An 18,764-nucleotide genomic window follows, 5' to 3' on the forward strand; every position below is an offset into this window, starting at 1 on the left:
CGAGACTATAAATCATTGTATTTGATTAATAATTCTAAAAGACAACACAAGAAGTTGAGCAAAAACAAATTTGAAAACAGGTTTTGGCTCATACCCTCGTGAAGGTTGAACGCGCCCAAACCACTTTGACTTCGGCCCCCTGCCCCGGATTGCTTCGATTACGGAACGCAATCTGTGCACCGGAACGCTCCAGCAAGGTTTTTGCAATGAACAGCCCGAGACCAAGCCCCCCGCCATTGCGGGTATTGTCGCGGCTGGTCATATAGGGCTCGCCAATACGGTCAAGGATTTCCGGCTTGAAGCCTTCGCCATCGTCCTGAATGGTGACGCTGACCTGATTATCCGTCCAACCCCAGGTCACGCTGACATTGCCGCGTGCAAAATCGACCGCGTTTTCCACCAGATTGCCGAGACCATACAGCAGACCGGGATTGCGCCGCGTGACCGGCTCCGGCTTTGGCCCTTCCACTTTCTGCACATCAATGACCACACCGAAATTGCGGTGCGGTGCAATCACCTCCTCAATCAGCGAAGAGAGTGGCAAGCGCGACATGTGCTCCTCGTTTTCCGAGGAGAGGCTGGTCAGTCTTTGCAGGATTTCGCGGCAGCGCTGGGTTTGCGAATGCAACAGCGCAATATCTTCCCCAAGCCCCGTATCGACCGGATTTTTGGCATAGGAACGCTGCATTTCCTTCACCACCAGCGCAATGGTGGCAAGCGGTGTTCCTAGCTCATGGGCGGCAGCAGCAGCGAGGCCATCGAGAGCAGTCAGATGCTGTTCGCGTTGGAGAATGAGTTCCGCAGCGCTCAAAGCATCGCCCAGCTGGCGGGCTTCTTCTGCAATGCGATAGGCATAGACGCCGGTAAAGCCCAGCGCCGATGTGATGGCGCACCAGATGCCGATCACAAACAGGAAAGGCAGGTTCAACTCTTCGCCCGGATACCAGGGCAGCGGTTCATGCCGGATGGAAAGCACCGATGTGCAGGCCACGACCAGCAGAGCCAGCGCCAGCGTGTGCCGGGCCGAAAGCGAAGTGGCCGAAATGATGACCGGCACGATCATCAGTATGACGAAGGGGTTTTGCAGCCCGCCGGTGAGATAAAGCAGGCCCGCCAGTTGCAGAATATCGAAGGCCAGCACGAGGCTTGCCGCTTCCGGGTTCAGCCGATGATTGGTCGGGAAGCGAAAGGCCAGATAGAGATTGAGCCAGGCCGAGCAGGCAATCAGTGCAAAACAAATACCGACTGCAAACGGAAATTGCAGATAAAGCGCCACCAGCATGACGGCTGCCGTCTGCCCGGCGATGGCTAGCCAGCGCACGCGAACCAGCGTGGTCAATCGCGGACGACGCGAAAGATTGGAAGCGCGATTCTCGAATTCTGCGTGCATAGTTTGATGTCCCTCTATCCTGCCCCTTATGGGGCAAGCGGAGACAGGAATGCAAGCGGAACTGCGTTATCCGGTCGCAGGTGGTTAATGCATGTTTTGCTGGAAATGCTCTACGTCCCGCGCGGCTTTGCCCGGCGTGTTGCTTCCGCATTGGCCGGATCTTCCGGCCAGACATGTTTGGGATAGCGCCCACGCATGTCGGACCGGACATCGGCCCATGATCCTTTCCAGAAACCAGGCAGATCGCGGGTGATCTGGATCGGACGATGGGCTGGCGACAGGAGTTCCAGCAACAATGGCACCTTGCCATTGGCGATGGACGGATGCTGGCCCAGACCGAACAGTTCCTGCACGCGGACCGCGATTACAGGCTCTTCGGCATCGTAGCGGATCGGAATATGCGAGCCGGTCGGCACGGTGAAATGCGTCGGCGCGAGTTGATCCACGCTGCGCTGGAGATCGAAGGGCACAAGGCTCATCAGGCCATTTTTCAACACATGACCCGGAATGCGGTCAATCTGCGCTTCGCCGGTCAGGAAGGGCAGCAGCCAGTCTTCCAATGTCTCCAGCAAATGCTCGTCTTCCATGGATGGCCATGGATCGCCAAGCCCGCGATAAAGCCAGCCAAGACGGCGGCGCAGAATATCGGCTTCCTTGCCCCAGGGCAGAATACCAAGCCCATGCTCGCGCACGGCGGCAATCACGCCCTCATCGGCTGCACTTCCCGATGGTGCGGCCAACGGCTTTTCCGAAAGGGCTATCGCACCGATGCGCACGGCTTCTCGCGCCCTGAGCGCGTTCTTTTCAGGATCGTAGACAACCTGTCGCCCACTCTCGATCCGGTCGCCAAGGGCAGACCGGATTTCCGCCTCCGATACTTCGGCAGCCGAAAGAACCCGCGCGCGTCCTGCCTTGCCTGACATATCCGCCACGACCAGCCAGGGAGCACGGCTGAGGCTTATCGCGCTATCCACCTCTCCGCCGCGACCATTGGCCAGCAGAAACTGCCCGGTCTGGCCACGCGCTCTGGCGATCCGGTCGGGATAGGCGTCGATCAGCATACGACCGATCCCTGATCCTGCGGGCGTACCCTGATTGGGCACATTGGCCGCAAGACGCTTTGCCAGCCCCTTGGCCCTTTGGGCGCGGTCAGAACGATCATTGCGAAAGCGCGAAAAACGCGTGTCGAGATCGGTTTCGTTGCCACCAAGCCCACGCTCCGTCAAAAGCACAGCCAGTTCGGCAGCCTTTGAGGCTTCGCCGCGTTTGCCCGCCTCGGCCACCATATGGGCAAGACGTGCGGGCAAGGCGAGCTGACGCATGGCTTCGCCGTCGGGGGTCAGACGCCCGGCCTCGTCCAGAGCACCGAGCCGCCGCAACAAGGTGCGGGCTTCGTTCAGCGCCGGTTTCGGCGGTGCGTCAAGAAAGTTCAGCGTTGCCGGATCGGTCACGCCCCATGCGGCACTGTCGAGCACGAGGCCAGACAGATCCGCCTCCAGAATCTCGGGCGGCGAAAAGGCTGGCAGTGATGCCGTCTGCCCCTGATGCCAGAGACGAATAGCAATACCCGGTTCTGTTCGCCCGGCGCGACCCGCCCGCTGATCGGCACTGGCACGGGATGTGCGCACGGTTTCCAGCCGCGTCAGGCCGGTGGCCGGTTCATATTTCGGCAGACGGGCAAGCCCGCTGTCGATCACCACGCGCACGCCGTCAATCGTAATGGAGGTTTCGGCAATCGAGGTCGCCAGAACCACCTTGCGCTTGCCTTCCGGTGCGGGCTTGATCGCCGCGTCTTGATCGCGACCTTCCATCGCGCCATAAAGCGGCGCAAGCATCACATGAGCTGGCACACGATCTTCCAGAAGGCGCACCGTGCGCTCGATCTCGCCCTGCCCCGGCAGGAAAGCCAGAATACTGCCTGTCTCGTCGGCCAGCGCATCGCGGATGCTGCGGGCCATGGCGTCTTCCACGCGCTCGTCGGCTTTTCGTTCCCGATAACGAATATCGACGGGGAAAGCCCGGCCCTCGCTTTCGACCACCGGCGCATCGCCCAGAAGGGCTGCGACACGCGCACCGTCGAGCGTTGCGGACATGACCAGAATTTTCAGATCGTCGCGCAAGACCGCCTGCACATCAAGCGCCAGCGCCAGCCCGAAATCCGCATCGAGGCTGCGCTCGTGAAACTCGTCGAACAGCACTGCCGCCACGCCCTTGAGGTCGGGATCGTCAAGGATCATCCGCGCAAAGACACCTTCGGTGACGACGAGGATTTTCGTCCTGCTCGACACCTTGCTTTCCAGACGCATCCGGTAACCAACCGTTTCGCCCGGCTCTTCGCCCAGAAGCTGCGCCATGCGGCGCGCGGCAGCACGCGCGGCAAGACGCCTCGGCTCCAGAAGCACGATCATGCCATCGCCGCGCCAGGCCGCATTCAACATATGGATCGGCACCAGCGTTGTCTTGCCCGCGCCCGGCGGCGCAACAAGCACCGCGCTTGCATGGGCGTTCATCGCCTCATCCAATTGCGGTAGAATGCGTGTAACGGGAAGATCGGGCAGGCTCGTCAAATGAATTTCCGTAAGATAATGCGTCAGTTCAGTGCTTATCACACAAGGAACAGAGATGATCCATATCCGAAAATCCATTCCGGCTGATGCCCCGGCCCTCACCGAAATCTGGCGCGCCAGCGTGCGCGCCACGCATGACTTTCTGAGCCCCGACGATTTCAATGAACTCGAAAAGCTGGTCGGCGAGCAATATCTGCCGAATGTGGAAGTCGATGTCATTGAAAACGACGGCAAACCTGTCGGTTTCATGGGAATGACCGACAACAATATCGACAGTTTGTTCATTTCGCCCGACCAGCGCGGCAAAGGCATTGGCAAGCATATGATTGCGCACGCCAAACAACGCGGCGCGCTGACCGTTGATGTGAACGAGCAGAACACGCAAGGCGTGGGCTTTTATCGCCATCTGGGCTTTGTCGAGACAGGTCGCTCGGAAACCGATGATCAGGGACGCCCTTATCCGCTGCTGCATCTCAGGCTTGAGGCTTAAAAATCCGGGCCGTGCCAATTGCAGAGAAAACCATTCTTGCAAAAGCCAATTCAGGAGCAATTGACATACTCCCCCATAGTATATAGTTTCCCGCAAGATCGAGAGGTTTCATGCCGCATTCACCGGAAGACAAAAAGCGTGCGCTGACGCGCCTTCGCCGCATCCGTGGACAGGCGGAAGCGCTCGAACGCGCCGTGGAAGCGGGCACGGAATGTGCGGCGCTGCTGCAGCAGATCGCAGCTTTGCGCGGCGCGGCCAATGGCTTGATGGCGGAAGTTCTGGAAAGTCACTTCCGCGAGACATTCGGGCAAGCGCGTGAGACCATCGTGCGGGATGTCGCAACAGACCCGGATGCCGAGATCGATCAAATCATGCAAATTTTGCGCACCTATCTGAAATAGAGCGCCAAGTATTTGTTTTTACGTATTTCCCTAAGCAAAAGCCGTTTCGCACTTTTGCTGGAAATGCTCTACTGTTCAACTGGAAGGGAACATCGTCATGAAATCACGTGCAGCCGTTGCCTGGGAGGCAAAGAAGCCTCTCACCATCGAAACCGTCGAAATTGGCGGACCGCGGGCTGGCGAAGTGCTGGTCGAAATCATGGCAACCGGCGTCTGCCACACTGACGCCTATACGCTGTCGGGTCTTGATTCCGAAGGCAAGTTCCCGGCCATTCTCGGCCATGAAGGTGCGGGCATCGTGCGCGAAGTCGGCGCGGGCGTGACCTCCGTCAAGCCGGGCGACCATGTGATCCCGCTTTACACGCCGGAATGCCGCCAGTGCAAAACCTGCCTGTCGCAGCGCTCGAACCTCTGCACCTCGATCCGCGCGACTCAGGGCCAGGGCCTGATGCCCGACAAGACCACGCGCTTCTCCTGCGATGGCGGCGAAGTGTTCCATTATATGGGCTGCTCGACCTTCTCGAACTTCACCGTTCTGCCGGAAATCGCGGTCGCCAAGGTGCGTGAAGACGCGCCATTCGACAAGATCTGCTATATCGGCTGCGGCGTCACCACCGGCATCGGCGCAGTGATCTACACGGCAAAGGTTCGTCCGGGTTCGAATGTCGTGGTGTTCGGCCTCGGCGGCATCGGCCTCAATGTCATTCAGGGCGCACGCATGGTCGGCGCTGACAAGATTATCGGCGTGGATATCAACCCGTCCAAGGTCGAAATGGCGAAGAAGTTTGGCATGACCGACTTCGTCAACCCGCGCGAAGTGGGCAATGACAAGGTGGTTCAGGCCATTCAGGACCTGACCGATGGCGGCGCGGACTATTCCTTCGACGCAACCGGCAACACCGATGTCATGCGTCAGGCGCTGGAATGCTGCCATCGCGGCTGGGGTGAATCCATCATCATCGGCGTTGCCGAAGCAGGCAAGGAAATCGCCACGCGTCCGTTCCAGCTGGTCACGGGCCGCGTCTGGAAAGGCACCGCCTTCGGTGGCGCGCGCGGTCGCACCGACGTACCGAAGATTGTCGACTGGTACATGGACGGCAAGATCAACATTGACGATCTGATCACCCACACCATGCCGCTGGATGAAATCAACACGGCTTTCGACCTGATGCATGAAGGCAAGTCGATCCGTTCGGTGATTGTTTACTGATGAGCGAAAAGACGCTGATATCCCGCTGGGACGAGCTGGATGATTTTACCCCGCGCGCACTTTATGCGCTGCTGAAATTGCGCGTGGATATTTTCGTGGTGGAGCAGAAATGCCCCTATCCGGAAATCGACGGCAAGGACATTGGCGCTTTCCACCTGCGCATTCTTGACGGCGACGAACTCGCAGCCGCATTGCGGGTTCTGCCGCCGGAAAGCGAAGGCAAACCCGCCAAGATCGGACGTGTGGTCGTGGCCCCGGATTACCGGGGCTACCAGCTCGGCCGAAGGCTGATGCAGGAAGCAATTGCTTTTTCGGAAGAACGCTTTCCCGGCACCGCCATCGAGCTGGGCGGCCAGAGCCATTTGCAGAAATTCTACGGCTCGTTTGGTTTCGAAGCCATTTCGGACGAATATCTGGAAGACGGCATCCCGCATGTAGACATGCGGCTGCAACCGCAAAGAAAGAGCAACTAATGTTCCTGCTGCGCCGCCATATGTCCTTCTATCTCGCGGCTATCGGCGGCGCGGCAGCCTTTATCGTCTCCTGGCTTCTGAAAAGCCCGCTTGCGCCAGTCATCGGCGCAAACACATTCTTCGTGCTTTATCTGGCACTCACTTTGACGGTCATGCCGAAGCTCACGGCGGCATTTCTCAAAAAGCACGCGGCCAGCACCGATGAACCGGCATGGATCATCTTTCTGGTGACTTTCGCAACTGTCATCGTGGCGGTTGTGTCGCTGTTCATCGTGGTCAACAGGCACCCGCAGGCCGACAGTTTCACGCTGGTGACCACACTTGCGTCGGTGCCGCTCGGCTGGGCAACCATACACATGCTGACGGCCATTCACTACGCCCATGCCTATTGGCAGCCCCGTGATCCGGCCGGCGATGACAGCAGCCACGCCAGCCGCTATCGCGGCGGCTTCGACTTTCCCGGCACGCCGGAACCATCGGGTTGGGACTTCGCCTATTACGCCTATGTCATCGGCATGACCGCGCAAACATCGGATACGAGCGTCACCACCACCACCATGCGGCGGCTGACGCTGATGCACAGCGTGGTATCCTATTTCTTCAACACCATTCTCGTCGCGGCAGCGGTCAATGCCGCCGTAGCGCTCGGCAGCTGATGTTGCCCAATCTGCGCCAAATCAGGAACTGGAATTCTTATGACAACGACCCTGGAAACGATTTCGACTGCGAAGTGCTTTGGCGGAACGCAAGGCGTCTATCGGCACAAAAGCGAAACCACCCAGTGCGACATGACCTTTGCCGTCTTCCTGCCGCCACAGGCTGCAAACGGACCGGTGCCGGTGCTCTGGTATCTGTCCGGACTGACCTGCACACATCAAAACGTGATGGACAAAGGCGAATATCGGCAATTGGCCGCAGAACTTGGAATTGCCGTTATTTGCCCCGATACGAGCCCGCGCGGTGATGACGTTCAGGATGAGTCGGATAACTGGCAGTTTGGCAAGGGCGCAGGCTTTTACGTCGACGCGACGCAGGAGCCTTTCGCCAAGAATTACCAGATGTACAGCTATATCACGCAGGAACTGACCGAACTGGTTGCCGCTGAATTTCCGCTCGATATGGCGCGGCAGGCCATTACCGGCCATTCCATGGGCGGTCATGGCGCGCTGACGATTGCGCTGAAAAATCCCGACCGGTTCAAATCGGCCTCGGCTTTCGCGCCTATCGTGCAACCGTCGACCGCCGGATGGTCGAAGCCAGCACTGGAAAAATATCTCGGGGCCGAAGAGCGCGCATGGCGTCCCTATGACGCGTCACTGCTGATTGAGGACGGCTACAAGTTTCCGGCGTTTCTCGTTGATCAGGGCACCGCGGACGGTTTCCTGAATGACGGGCTGCGCCCGTGGCTGCTGGAAGAAGCCTGCAAGAAGGCTGGCATTCCGCTCACGCTCAATATGCGCGAGGGCTACGATCATTCCTATTTCTTCATTTCGACATTCATGGACGACCATCTTCGCTGGCATGCGGCGCGCCTCTAACAGCAACGAAAGCCCGACTTGGTCGGGCTTTTTGCTATCGCTTCATCACCTTCATCGGCAGACCGCCCTGCGGCTGCGTGGTGAGCTTTTGCACCGGCCACGGCTTTGTTGTCTCCAGCACGTCGAAGCGGTGACCCTCGAGCAGGGTCGCCAGCGCAATCACCGCTTCCTGCAAGGCAAAGCTGGCCCCGATGCAGACACGTGCGCCAGCGCCGAACGGCAGATATTGGAAACGGTCGAGCCGTTCGCGGTTTTCCGACCAGAAGCGCTGCGGCATGAAAGCATCTGGCTGATCCCAATAGAGCCGGTGACGATGGATCACCCACGGCATGACCAGAACAGTCGCGCCCTTCGGTATTTCCAGATCGCCATAGCGATCATTTTCCGCCGCCTCTCGATTGATCGATGGCGCAGGCGGATAAAGGCGCATCGCCTCTTCGAAAGCCGCACGCGTGAAAGGCAGGCTGGCCAGCCACTCATGCGGCGGTAGATCGCGCCCACCCTTTTCGAGAAAAGTGTCGATTTCCGCCTCGACACGCTCGCGTTCTTCGGGGGCCTTGGCGAGCAGATAAAGCGTCCAGCCAAGCGCCCGCGCTGTCGTTTCGTGGCCAGCGCCAATGAAGGTGATGATGTTGTCTTCGATCTCGGAACGGCTCAAGCCCTCAGGGCCTTCGGCGCGCAGAAGCAGCGTCAGGAAGTCGCTCGGCACCGCCTCGCCCTTATCCATACGCGCCTTGCGCATGGCAATCGTGTCGGAGACAAGCGCCCGGAAAAAGCCCAGCGACTGCTGGCCGCGCAAACGCGTGAGACGTGGCAACCAGTCGGGCAGTCCAAGCAAGTCAAAGGGATCGACGCGGCCCATGGTTTCGAACAGCTTGTCGATCTGACGCGCGAAGTCATTGGGATCGCCCGCGATCTCGCCGGAAAACAGCGTTTCGGCCAGAATGTCGTAGGTCAGGAGCGTCATGTCATGGGCGATATCGGTGATCATGCCGCTGGTCTTGTAGCGCTCTACGAACAGGCGCGAACGGTCGCGCATGGCTTCCGCAAAACCGCCGATATGACGCGGCGTGAAGACCGGCGCCATGGCTTTGCGCGAGCGCTTCCACACCTGCCCCTCAGCCGTCAGGAGACCGTCGCGCAGCAGCGGACGCAGAACGCGCTGGCGGATGGCGGACATCGGATAATTGGCGGCATTATCCACCAGCACATGGCGGATCAATCCAGGGTCGTTGGCGATGATGGTCTTGAGGCCAAACCAGCTAACGGAAATCCACCGTTCATTGTAGGATGGCTCGCCCCATAGCTCGAGCGGGTTTTTGTAGACGACACGCATCATCTCGAAGCGCCCGACCGGCTTTTCGCGCGGGCGTGGCGCTGGCGGCACGAAGGGCTTGAGCGCTTCCGGTATCATCGTCGCTGTTTCCATCAGGCGCTCCTCGCACTATCGGGTTTCGAACACCCGCCCAATACCCTGCTTCATGACATATAAGGGCCAATTGTGGCGCTTCCAGAAGCCGATCCGCAGCCAGTTTCGTCATATGCGGTGGAGATGCGCTCAAACGACCGGAATCCCCGGTAAATTTACCTCGAAAATTTGGAAAATATGCCGTTAGCGCCTATATTAAAGCCATGTTTGTCGTGTGATTCGACAGTATTTTTGATGCTGCAATTGCAGCAGGCTTCAAGGCTGCAGTCGCAGCACGTTTTCGAAAGATTTTCATGAGCGAGACGCCCGAGATGAATTCCGAAGCCCCCGCCGAATATGGCGCGGATTCCATTCGTGTTCTGAAAGGTCTGGATGCCGTTCGCAAGCGTCCGGGCATGTATATCGGTGACACGGATGACGGCTCCGGCCTGCATCACATGGTTTATGAAGTCGTGGACAACGCCATCGACGAAGCGCTGGCAGGCCATGCCACGCTTGTCACCGTGACGCTCAATGCCGACGGCTCCTGCACCGTGACCGATAATGGTCGCGGCATTCCGACCGACATCCACAAGGAAGAAGGCGTTTCGGCTGCCGAAGTCATCATGACCCAGCTCCATGCGGGCGGCAAGTTCGACCAGAATTCCTACAAGGTTTCCGGCGGTTTGCACGGCGTGGGCGTTTCGGTGGTCAATGCGCTTTCGGTCTGGCTGAAGCTGAAGATCCGCCGCTATGGCAAAGTTCACGAGATGAGCTTTACCCACGGCGTTGCCGATGCGCCGCTGGCGGTGACGGGCGACGTGGCCGATGGCGAGACCGGCACTTCCGTGACCTTCCTGCCCTCGACGGAAACCTTCAGCATGGTCGAATTCGACTATGACACGCTGGAACGTCGCCTGCGCGAACTGGCCTTCCTCAATTCCGGTGTGCGCATCAAGCTGACGGACAACCGTCACGCGGACGCCAAGGAACATGAGCTGCATTATGACGGCGGCCTGGTCGAATTCGTGAAATATATCGACCAGAACAAGAAGCCGCTGATCGACGAGCCGGTTTATATCCGCAGCGAAAAAGACGGCATGACGGTGGAAGTCGCCATGTGGTGGAACGATTCCTACCACGAAAAGGTGCTGTGCTTCACCAACAACATTCCGCAGCGCGATGGCGGCACCCATCTGGCCGGTTTCCGCGGCGCCCTGACCCGTCAGGTCACGGGCTATGCGGATGCGTCGGGCATGACCAAGAAGGAAAAGGTTCAGCTGACCGGCGACGATTGCCGTGAAGGCCTGACCGCCGTGCTTTCCGTCAAGGTGCCGGATCCGAAGTTTTCGTCGCAGACCAAGGACAAGCTGGTTTCGTCGGAAGTGCGCCCGGTGGTCGAAAGCCTCGTCAACGAAGCGCTGTCGATCTGGCTTGAAGAGCACCCGGCGCAGGGCAAGGCCGTGGTCGAGAAGGTCATTCAGGCCGCCGCCGCCCGCGAAGCTGCACGCAAGGCCCGCGACATCACCCGCAAGAGCACGCTCAGCGTGACCTCGCTGCCGGGCAAGCTTGCCGATTGTCAGGAACGCGATCCGGCCAAGTCTGAAATCTTCATCGTCGAAGGTGACTCGGCAGGCGGCTCCGCGAAAAGCGGCCGTTCGCGCCAGAACCAGGCGATCCTGCCGCTGCGCGGCAAGATCCTGAACGTGGAACGCGTTCGCTTCGACCGCATGCTGTCTTCCGATCAGGTGGGCACGCTGATCACGGCGCTCGGCACGTCGATCGGCAAGGATGAGACGCACGGCTTCAACGCCGATAAGCTGCGCTACCACAAGATCATCATCATGACCGATGCTGACGTCGACGGTGCGCATATTCGCACGCTGCTACTCACCTTCTTCTTCCGTCAGATGCCGGAACTGATCGAGCGCGGCCATATCTATATCGCGCAGCCGCCGCTTTATAAGGTATCGCGTGGCAAGTCCTCGCAATACATCAAGAACGAAGCCGCCTTCGAAGACTTCCTCATCGAGACCGGTCTGGAAGAAGCGGCCCTTGAAATGGCGAGCGGCGAAGTGCGCGCCGGTCCGGATCTGCGCGCCGTCGTCGACGATGCGCGCACGCTGCGCCAGCTTCTGCATGGCCTGCATACGCGCTATGACCGCCGCGTCGTGGAACAGGCGGCAATTGCCGGTCTGCTCAACCCGGACGCATCGAAGGACAATGCAACGGCACAGCGCTCCGCCGATACGGTTGCAACGCGCCTCGACATGATTTCGGAAGAGACCGAGCGCGGCTGGACCGGCCATGTCATGGAAGACGGTGGCTACCGTTTCGAGCGCATGGTGCGCGGCGTCAAGGACGTTGCCATTCTCGACATGGCGCTGCTCGGCTCTGCCGATGCCCGCCAGATCGACCGCGTGGCGGGCCGTATTGCCGAGACTTTCGGCGAGCCGCCTGTGCTGCGTCGCAAGGACAAGTCGGACACGCTGTCCGGTCCGATGGCGCTGCTCGATGCCATTTTCGCGACCGGCCGCAAGGGTCTGACGCTACAGCGTTACAAAGGCTTGGGCGAAATGAACGCCGAGCAGCTTTGGGAAACCACGCTGGACCCGAATGTGCGTTCGCTCCTGCAGGTCAAGGTTACAGATGCGACCGACGCGGACTCGCTCTTCTCGCGCCTGATGGGCGACGAAGTGGAACCGCGCCGCGAGTTCATTCAGGAAAACGCGCTGAGCGTCGCCAATCTGGACGTCTGATCCAGTTCTGCACCGTTACAAAAAAGGCCTCTGTTCGCAGAGGCCTTTTTATTTGTCTGCTGTTTGGGAACCGGCGGATTAGCAGCGGCAAAAAGAAAGGCCCCGCATGTGCGGGGCCTTTCTCATGCAATCCTTTAACGCTGGATCAGAACTTGTAGGCAACGCCCAGACGAACTTCGTTGGTCTTGAAGTCGTTCTTGACGCTGAGGCCACCGAAGTCGATGTTTTTGTCGCCGTAGTCGGTGTAGCGGTATTCAAGACGAACGATCAGATTGTCAGTTGCGGCATAGTCTACACCGCCGCCAACGGTCCAGCCGGTGAGCGTCTTGCTTTCAGAGAAGCCGATACCGTCGATCGTGCCGCTGTTCTTGACGTCGCCGAATGCCACACCGCCAGCGATGTAAGGCAGGAAGCGGTCAAAGGCGTAACCAGCGCGGGCACGAACGGCACCCGACCAGCGCAGCTTGTTTTCAAACGAACCAACTTCGAGGTCGCCGTCATAAACGCGGATGCCCTTCGACAGGTCGTTATAGGTGATGTCACCGTCGATACCGAGCACAACATTGTTGCCCAGATCGAAGTTGTAACCGGCATAAAGACCGCCGAGGAAGCCATCCGGCTTCACGCTGTCATTGGTGAAAACGTCACCACTGAAGTCGGCCTTGCCCCAGCCGTAGCCAACCTGGCCACCGATGTAAGCACCGTTCCAGGTGAATGTCGGAGCAACGACAACAGGTGCTGGCTCTTGTTCGATAACCGCGTCAGCAGCCTTTGCGCCAGTGGCAGCAACGAGGGCGACAGTGGATGCGAGAAGAAGCGCTTTGAGCTTCATGATGAACCTCCTGAAGGAAATTTACTGAACCAAGCTTGCCCTTAATATAAGCGATTGCTCATAAAAGTCTGTAGCAGCGGGGCCACAGCAAGAAGAATCTGCAAAATGCCGTACACGAAGCCGTGAAACCGCTTCTTATAGTTAAAAATCGGGCACTAACTGCCAAAAATGCCGCAAGACCTGCACGCTATATTAATCCCGATCCAATCAAGCTATAGAAAGTCGGGCTTAATGGGGCGGGAGACTGATATGCGGATAGCGGGCAGCAGCGAACGGATCGACTGGGTCGATATTGCCAAGGGCATCTGCATTATCTTCGTCGTCATGATGCATTCGACATTGGGCGTTGAAAAGGCAGCTGGCGCTGAAGGCTGGATGCATTATGTGGTCGCCTTCGCCAAACCGTTCCGCATGCCGGATTTCTTCATGATTTCCGGGCTGTTTCTCAGCCTCGTCATCGACCGGCCATGGCGGCGTTATCTCGACCGCAAGGTCGTGCATTTCCTCTATTTCTACATTCTGTGGCTCACCATACAATTTGCCTTCAAGGCACCAGGCATTGCCAGCGAAGCTGGTGTTTCGGGCGTTGTGCAAGCCTATCTCATGGCGTTCCTTGAGCCGTTCGGGACGCTCTGGTTCATCTATATCCTCCCCGTCTTCTTTGTTGCGACGCGACTTTTGAAGCGTGTGCCGGTGGGGGTGACCTTTACAGTGCTGGCCGTGCTGGAAATCCTGCCTGTGCATACGGGCTGGGTGATGATCGACGAGTTCTGCTCGCGTTTTGTTTATTTCTTCGCCGGCTATGCCTTCGCACCGGCCATCTTCAAGATCGCCGACTGGCTGCGCCAGCGCCCGCTCGTCGGCATTGCCGGGCTGCTCGTCTGGGGCCTTGTTGAATACAAGCTTGTCTTCATGCCGGTGCCGGAAAGCCTCTCGTCGCTGATCGCGCCCGCCAGCGATCTTTTGAACGGGCGCGGCGCTGTCAGCGATCTGCCCATTATTTCGCTTCTGCTGGGACTGGTCGGCGCGCTGGCGATCATTTCGATCTCTTCGATCTTAAGCCTGCTGCCTGCGCGAAACTGGCTGCATCGCGCCTTGAGCTGGCTCGGCGCGCATTCGATTGTGATCTATCTGGCCTTCTTCCTGCCGATGGCCATTGCGCGCACAGTGCTGCTGAAATTCGGCTTCATCGATATCGGCACCGTATCACTTTTGACCACCGCATCCGGCGTGGTCGGGCCAGTCATTCTTTATGGGCTTATTCAATGGACCGGCTATGGACAGTTTCTGTTCCGCCGCCCCGCATGGGCCTACATTGATCAGGCATCGCAAAAGAAAACGGCGGCCACAGCCGCCGTTTGATGGGGACGCAATATTCGCACCAAGCCCTAGCTATGCGCGAAAATATCGTCTTCCGGCCAGCCCATCAGATCGAGTTCCGAACGGGTCGGCAGGAATTTGAAGCAGGCTTCAGCCTGTTTCGCGCGGCCATCACGCTCAAGACGCTGTTCCAGAACAGCCTTCAGGCGATGCAGGTAAAGCACGTCGGAAGCGGCATATTCGAGTTGCGCCTGCGAGAGAATTTCCGCGGCCCAATCGGATGACTGCTGCTGCTTGGAGATCGAAACATCCAGAAGCTCGTTGCACAGTTCCTTGAGACCGTGACGGTCCGTATAGGTGCGGGTGAGTTTCGATGCGATCTTGGTGCAGAAGACCGGCTGCGGCATGGTGCCGAAGGCATGGGCCAGCACCGCCAGATCGAACCGGCCGAAATGGAAGATCTTGGTGATCGAGCGATCCTTCAGAAGCTTGACCAGATTGGGTGCCTTCTTTTGACCCGCTTCGATCTGGATTACGTCTGCCGTGCCGTCACCGGGTGAAATCTGCACCACGCAGAGCCGGTCGCGATGCGGGTTCAGCCCCAGCGTCTCGGTATCAATGGCGACCGCATCCACCTGATAATGATCGAGGTTCGGCAGATCGTTTTTATGAAAACGGATGGTCATTCAGTTGTCCTTGTTTCGCGGCAGTTGCCGCCGTAATGCGGGCCGGTTTAGCGGCTGTTGCCGCCATAATGCGAGCCCTACTTGGCGGCAATAGCCGCCATAATCCGAGCCCATGAGCGTTGCCCTTTGTGGAAGGAGTTCAGCTCGTATTTTTCGTTGGGCGAATGGATACGGTCATCTTCGAGACCGAAGCCGACGAGAAGCGATTCCATGCCAAGGAACGTGTCGAAATCGCCGACAATCGGGATCGAGCCGCCCATGGCAATCAGCACGGCTGGCTTCGGCCATTCGTCGGACAGCGCGTCCTTGGCCTTGGAAACCAGCGGTGAATCATAAGGCAGCTGGATTGCAGGCGAACCGCCATGCGGGTGGAACTCCACCGAACAATCGGCCGGAAGACGTTCCTGCACAAAAGCACGGAAGGCTTCGCGGATCTTCACCGGGTCCTGTTTGTGGACGAGACGGAACGAGACCTTTGCCGAGGCTTGCGCTGCGATAACGGTCTTGAAGCCCTCGCCGGTATAACCGCCGATAATGCCGTTCACTTCCGCCGTCGGGCGCGCCCAGGTGAGTTCCAGAACGCTGCGGCCCTTTTCGCCGGACGGGATCGAAAGGCCAATAGGCCCGAGGAAGTTTTCCGCCGTGCGACCGAGACCTTCCCAGGATTGCAGGATTTGCGACGGGGTTTCTTCCACGCCTTCATAGAAGCCCGGAACGGTGATGCGTCCGGTTTCGTCATGCAGATCGGCCAGAATCTTGCTCAGAATATGGATCGGATTGGCCGCAGCACCTCCGAAGAAGCCCGAATGCAGATCGCGATCGGCAGCCTTGATGACGATTTCCTCGCCAACCAGACCGCGCAGCCCGACGCTGATGGCAGGCGTTTCCGTGTCCCACATGGAGGTGTCGCAGACCAGCGCCACATCGGCTTTCAGTTCCGCCTTGTTTGCATCGAGGAACGGCTTCAGCGACGGCGAACCGGATTCTTCCTCGCCTTCGAACAGCAGCGTCACCTTGACGGGCAGATTGCCATTGATCGCCTTATAGGCGCGGCAGGCTTCCACAAAGGTCATCAACTGGCCCTTGTCATCCGACGTGCCGCGACCGGTCAGGATCTTACGACCGTTGCCCACATCCTTGATCGCAGGATCAAAAGGATCGTTTTCCCACAGGTTGAGCGGGTCGACCGGCTGCACATCATAGTGACCGTAGAAGAGCACATGCGGCGCATCGGGCGTGGCGCCGTCATGATGCGCAACCACCATCGGATGGCCCGGCGTGTCGCGCACGCTGGCGTCAAAGCCAATCGTCTTCAGATCAGCCACAAGCCATTCCGCAGCCTTGCGGCAGTCGGCCTTGTAGGCCGGGTCTGTCGAAATCGACTTGATACGCAGCAGTTCGAACAGGCGTTCGAGGCTGTTATCAAGATTGGCGTCGAGGTGGCTGAGTACTTTGTCGAGCGATTGCGCAGACGGTTGCTGGGACATGGAAATTTCCTGACGAGTCGAAACGTAAACTGGCGGCACAGTACAACCAGCACTTCCCGCTGGAAACCCAATTCGCAAGTGATTACCGCAAATTGAAGGCCTTTGTCAGGGTGAAAGACTTTCGCGACGGCTGACGCTCAGGAGAAAGACCAGCAATGCGAATATTGCCGGTTCGCGCCAGACAAGCGGCGCAAAGGCTGTCCAGAATGTTTCGGCAAATGCCAGCAGGGCCGCACCGCCTGCCGAAGCAAGCGGCGAGAAATAGCCGCCCACGGCGCCAATCATCAATATCTTGAGGCCGAGCAGCAGCCCATCGCCGGAACTCATCGTGCCGTAATAGGCCGTCATCAGAATACCGGACAAGGCGGCAATCAGCACCGCACCCATATAAGCGGCAAGGAAGACCCGCCCCGCATTGACCCCGCAAAGCTGGGCTGCCAGCACATCGTCGCGGACCGCTCGCCAGTTGCGACCAAAGCGGGTGCGCTGCAAGGCGAAGCTGCCGATCAGCACGATGGATGCCATGACAAGCGTATTGATGATCTGCATCGTGGTCAGCACGACCGCCTTGTCCCCCTCGCCCCAGAAGGTGATCTTGTCCTGCAACAAGGGCGGCAGCCAGAGGTTCCGCGATCCAGCCGCGAGACGAACGCTTTCCATCAGCACCACGGCCACGCCCAACGCCGCCACCATTGCCATATTGGGCGACGCCCGACTGAGCGGTCGCATGACGAGACCCGCAATCACCGCTCCGGCAGCAAGCGTATAAAACAGCGCCCCGGCTATACCAACGCCAATCGCGGCAGGCAGAACCAGCCAGAGCCTGGTCCAGCCAAACGCCGTGAAGATGAGAAGAAGCTGGCCCGAAAAGGCCACCAGCGCACCATAGCTGATATCTGCGCGCTTAAGGACCGCGAAGCTCAGCGCATAGCCAAATGCCAGCATGGCATAGGTTGCCGCCAGCGGCACCGCATTGGCGAATTGCTGCAAGAGGTAGGCCATGAATACGCCCTCGCTACACTGGCAAGATTATAACTGTCAAAATGGTTTTTACCAGTTATAATGTGCCATGAGCTTTTCCTGGACACCGCATCGTTTTTCCGGCGGCGCATTGGCACTGGATATTGCCAACAGCGTCATCCTGCGCGGCGACTCGGCGCGCAGCGTGGATCGTTTTGCCGAGCCGGCTAATCTGAAAAGCTTTGCGCACGCGGCGGCAACGTTCTGCGCGGAGAAAGGCCTGCCTTTGCCGCTTGTCCCGGTCGAGCCGGAAAATCTGCGCCGGTTTCTGTCCTTGCGAGAAGCCATCGACGGCTATTTTCGCGCATTCGTTCGCGAGCAAGCTGATGACCGGCTGCTGGCCGATCTTCTCGAATGCATAGCCGATGTGCTACGCCAGACCACGTCGCCCGCAGCGCTGGAAAAGGCTGCCGCACATTCAGCACTCCGCCTGATGGCGAAGTGCCAGTCAGGAGCCGATGCGGATCGCCTGAAAATCTGCACCAATTGCGGCTGGCTTTTCCTCGATCAGAGCCGCAATCGCAGTCGTGTCTGGTGTGACATGACGGTCTGCGGCAACCGGGCCAAGGCCAGCCGCCACTATTATCGCAATCGGGAGGTAGAGATGTGAAACCGCTCGTCGCAATCGCGCTCGCTTTTCCGCTGCTGGCGGCATGCCAGCGCGAAAAGACGACCGGACCTTACGAGATTTCGGGACGGCTCGTGGTCTTCAATTATCGCATTGCCCGCGCAACCTTTCTGGTCACGCTGCGCAAGATCGGCCCGCTGGAAGAAGGAGCGACGGTTACTGCGGCCTTCGACAACCCCGCGCAGGGCGCGCCAGTCGTGGTCGACCGGAAAGTCTTTCCCAATCAGGACCAGCTTTCGCTAGAGACCGAGCCTTTGCACTGCATCGTGAAGGACAAGCCCTATGATGTTTCCATTCGCGTGACCGCAAGGAATGGAGACCTGTTGCAGACACTTGCAACCACCGTCGTTTCCAGTGAGGACCAGTCCATATTACCGGCGGAACCGCTCGTCGTCGGCCCCTTTTACGATCCGAACCCGAAAGTGTTCAAACCAGATGGCAGCCGGGATTTCTCGCCTGAGAAAAACTGTCCGAAAGCATGAGGGAAAAGGTGCCCCGGATATGATTTGGCCGCTGCGGTGAGGGGATACCACAGCGGCCATATCACTACACTCA

17 protein-coding genes are annotated in these 18,764 nt (G+C 58.7%); 10 read left to right on the plus strand and 7 right to left on the minus strand.

The genetic code is table 11. The features are described 5' to 3' along the window. Nucleotides 1-88 precede the first annotated feature (88 nt). Both FHW00_RS00335 and hrpB read right to left on the minus strand, forming a co-directional pair. Nucleotides 89-1,390, minus strand: coding sequence for an ActS/PrrB/RegB family redox-sensitive histidine kinase (locus tag FHW00_RS00335; protein WP_078339657.1), 1,302 nt, complete (start codon nt 1,388-1,390; stop codon nt 89-91). 110 nt (nt 1,391-1,500) lie between these two features. Then, nucleotides 1,501-3,957: an ATP-dependent helicase HrpB gene (gene hrpB, locus FHW00_RS00340; RefSeq protein ID WP_078339705.1), complete on the minus strand. Its 2,457-nt coding sequence runs from the start codon at nt 3,955-3,957 to the stop codon at nt 1,501-1,503. A 55-nt stretch (nt 3,958-4,012) separates the two neighbouring features. Here hrpB and FHW00_RS00345 point away from each other — a divergent pair, with 55 nt between their 5' ends. The 6 genes from FHW00_RS00345 (at nt 4,013) to fghA (ending at nt 8,069) form a co-directional block, all read left to right on the plus strand. Continuing rightward, entirely contained in the window at nt 4,013-4,447 is a 435-nt protein-coding gene (locus tag FHW00_RS00345) for an acetyltransferase (protein WP_078339658.1), read from the plus strand. A 110-nt stretch (nt 4,448-4,557) separates the two neighbouring features. Beyond that, nucleotides 4,558-4,848, plus strand: coding sequence for a metal/formaldehyde-sensitive transcriptional repressor (locus tag FHW00_RS00350; RefSeq protein WP_078339659.1), 291 nt, complete (start codon nt 4,558-4,560; stop codon nt 4,846-4,848). A gap of 97 nt (nt 4,849-4,945) precedes the next feature. Then, nucleotides 4,946-6,058, plus strand: coding sequence for an S-(hydroxymethyl)glutathione dehydrogenase/class III alcohol dehydrogenase (locus FHW00_RS00355; RefSeq protein WP_078339660.1), 1,113 nt, complete (start codon nt 4,946-4,948; stop codon nt 6,056-6,058). Then, nucleotides 6,058-6,531, plus strand: a complete 474-nt coding sequence (locus FHW00_RS00360; protein ID WP_078339661.1) for a GNAT family N-acetyltransferase — start codon at nt 6,058-6,060, stop codon at nt 6,529-6,531. Before FHW00_RS00355 ends, FHW00_RS00360 begins: the two co-directional genes overlap by 1 nt. Further along, nucleotides 6,531-7,187: a DUF1345 domain-containing protein gene (locus FHW00_RS00365; RefSeq protein WP_078339662.1), complete on the plus strand. Its 657-nt coding sequence runs from the start codon at nt 6,531-6,533 to the stop codon at nt 7,185-7,187. Before FHW00_RS00360 ends, FHW00_RS00365 begins: the two co-directional genes overlap by 1 nt. Before the next feature lie 51 nt (nt 7,188-7,238). Beyond that, entirely contained in the window at nt 7,239-8,069 is an 831-nt protein-coding gene (gene fghA, locus FHW00_RS00370; protein ID WP_078339706.1) for an S-formylglutathione hydrolase, read from the plus strand. 34 nt (nt 8,070-8,103) lie between these two features. Here fghA and FHW00_RS00375 read toward each other — a convergent pair whose 3' ends face one another. Then, nucleotides 8,104-9,498, minus strand: coding sequence for a cytochrome P450 (locus tag FHW00_RS00375; RefSeq protein ID WP_078339663.1), 1,395 nt, complete (start codon nt 9,496-9,498; stop codon nt 8,104-8,106). Between the two features lie 293 nt (nt 9,499-9,791). On the opposite strand from FHW00_RS00375, the gene gyrB reads away from it, so the two are divergent. Then, nucleotides 9,792-12,236 carry a DNA topoisomerase (ATP-hydrolyzing) subunit B gene (gyrB, locus tag FHW00_RS00380; protein ID WP_078339664.1) on the plus strand — a complete coding sequence of 815 codons (2,445 nt, stop codon included), beginning with the start codon at nt 9,792-9,794 and terminating at the stop codon, nt 12,234-12,236. Nucleotides 12,237-12,381: 145 nt separating this feature from the next. Here the strand turns inward: gyrB and FHW00_RS00385 are convergent, their stop codons facing one another. After that, complete coding sequence (locus FHW00_RS00385; RefSeq protein WP_078339665.1) at nt 12,382-13,068, minus strand: outer membrane protein; 687 nt, start codon at nt 13,066-13,068, stop codon at nt 12,382-12,384. 249 nt (nt 13,069-13,317) lie between these two features. Here FHW00_RS00385 and FHW00_RS00390 point away from each other — a divergent pair, with 249 nt between their 5' ends. Continuing rightward, nucleotides 13,318-14,430: an acyltransferase family protein gene (locus FHW00_RS00390; RefSeq protein WP_078339666.1), complete on the plus strand. Its 1,113-nt coding sequence runs from the start codon at nt 13,318-13,320 to the stop codon at nt 14,428-14,430. A gap of 26 nt (nt 14,431-14,456) precedes the next feature. Here FHW00_RS00390 and FHW00_RS00395 read toward each other — a convergent pair whose 3' ends face one another. From FHW00_RS00395 to FHW00_RS00405, 3 genes are all read right to left on the minus strand, one after another. After that, a complete protein-coding gene (locus FHW00_RS00395) occupies nt 14,457-15,074 on the minus strand; it encodes a ribonuclease D (protein WP_078339667.1) in 618 nt (205 codons plus the stop codon). 77 nt (nt 15,075-15,151) lie between these two features. Next, nucleotides 15,152-16,561, minus strand: coding sequence for a dipeptidase (locus FHW00_RS00400; protein ID WP_078339668.1), 1,410 nt, complete (start codon nt 16,559-16,561; stop codon nt 15,152-15,154). Nucleotides 16,562-16,666: 105 nt separating this feature from the next. Continuing rightward, nucleotides 16,667-17,563, minus strand: coding sequence for a branched-chain amino acid ABC transporter permease (locus tag FHW00_RS00405; protein WP_078339669.1), 897 nt, complete (start codon nt 17,561-17,563; stop codon nt 16,667-16,669). Nucleotides 17,564-17,630: 67 nt separating this feature from the next. Here FHW00_RS00405 and FHW00_RS00410 point away from each other — a divergent pair, with 67 nt between their 5' ends. Both FHW00_RS00410 and FHW00_RS00415 read left to right on the plus strand, forming a co-directional pair. Beyond that, complete coding sequence (locus tag FHW00_RS00410; RefSeq protein ID WP_078339670.1) at nt 17,631-18,191, plus strand: CGNR zinc finger domain-containing protein; 561 nt, start codon at nt 17,631-17,633, stop codon at nt 18,189-18,191. After that, nucleotides 18,188-18,691 carry a hypothetical protein gene (locus tag FHW00_RS00415; protein ID WP_078339671.1) on the plus strand — a complete coding sequence of 168 codons (504 nt, stop codon included), beginning with the start codon at nt 18,188-18,190 and terminating at the stop codon, nt 18,689-18,691. Before FHW00_RS00410 ends, FHW00_RS00415 begins: the two co-directional genes overlap by 4 nt. The last annotated feature ends 73 nt before the right edge of the window (nt 18,692-18,764 follow it).

It is taken from the genome of Ochrobactrum sp. P6BSIII (assembly GCF_014138065.1).
In the GTDB taxonomy this organism is placed as follows: domain Bacteria; phylum Pseudomonadota; class Alphaproteobacteria; order Rhizobiales; family Rhizobiaceae; genus Brucella.

Bases quoted from the DNA above. Each gene is read 5' to 3' on its own strand.
- FHW00_RS00350 (WP_078339659.1), top strand. From the start codon at position 4,558: ATGCCGCATTCACCGGAAGACAAAAAGCGTGCGCTGACGCGCCTTCGC.
- FHW00_RS00400 (WP_078339668.1), bottom strand. From the start codon at position 16,561: ATGTCCCAGCAACCGTCTGCGCAATCGCTCGACAAAGTACTCAGCCAC.
- FHW00_RS00390 (WP_078339666.1), top strand. From the start codon at position 13,318: ATGCGGATAGCGGGCAGCAGCGAACGGATCGACTGGGTCGATATTGCC.
- FHW00_RS00365 (WP_078339662.1), top strand. From the start codon at position 6,531: ATGTTCCTGCTGCGCCGCCATATGTCCTTCTATCTCGCGGCTATCGGC.
- FHW00_RS00355 (WP_078339660.1), top strand. From the start codon at position 4,946: ATGAAATCACGTGCAGCCGTTGCCTGGGAGGCAAAGAAGCCTCTCACC.
- FHW00_RS00345 (WP_078339658.1), top strand. From the start codon at position 4,013: ATGATCCATATCCGAAAATCCATTCCGGCTGATGCCCCGGCCCTCACC.
- FHW00_RS00335 (WP_078339657.1), bottom strand. From the start codon at position 1,390: ATGCACGCAGAATTCGAGAATCGCGCTTCCAATCTTTCGCGTCGTCCG.
- FHW00_RS00405 (WP_078339669.1), bottom strand. From the start codon at position 17,563: ATGGCCTACCTCTTGCAGCAATTCGCCAATGCGGTGCCGCTGGCGGCA.
- FHW00_RS00385 (WP_078339665.1), bottom strand. From the start codon at position 13,068: ATGAAGCTCAAAGCGCTTCTTCTCGCATCCACTGTCGCCCTCGTTGCT.
- FHW00_RS00410 (WP_078339670.1), top strand. From the start codon at position 17,631: ATGAGCTTTTCCTGGACACCGCATCGTTTTTCCGGCGGCGCATTGGCA.
- FHW00_RS00375 (WP_078339663.1), bottom strand. From the start codon at position 9,498: ATGGAAACAGCGACGATGATACCGGAAGCGCTCAAGCCCTTCGTGCCG.
- FHW00_RS00360 (WP_078339661.1), top strand. From the start codon at position 6,058: ATGAGCGAAAAGACGCTGATATCCCGCTGGGACGAGCTGGATGATTTT.
- FHW00_RS00395 (WP_078339667.1), bottom strand. From the start codon at position 15,074: ATGACCATCCGTTTTCATAAAAACGATCTGCCGAACCTCGATCATTAT.
- gyrB (WP_078339664.1), top strand. From the start codon at position 9,792: ATGAGCGAGACGCCCGAGATGAATTCCGAAGCCCCCGCCGAATATGGC.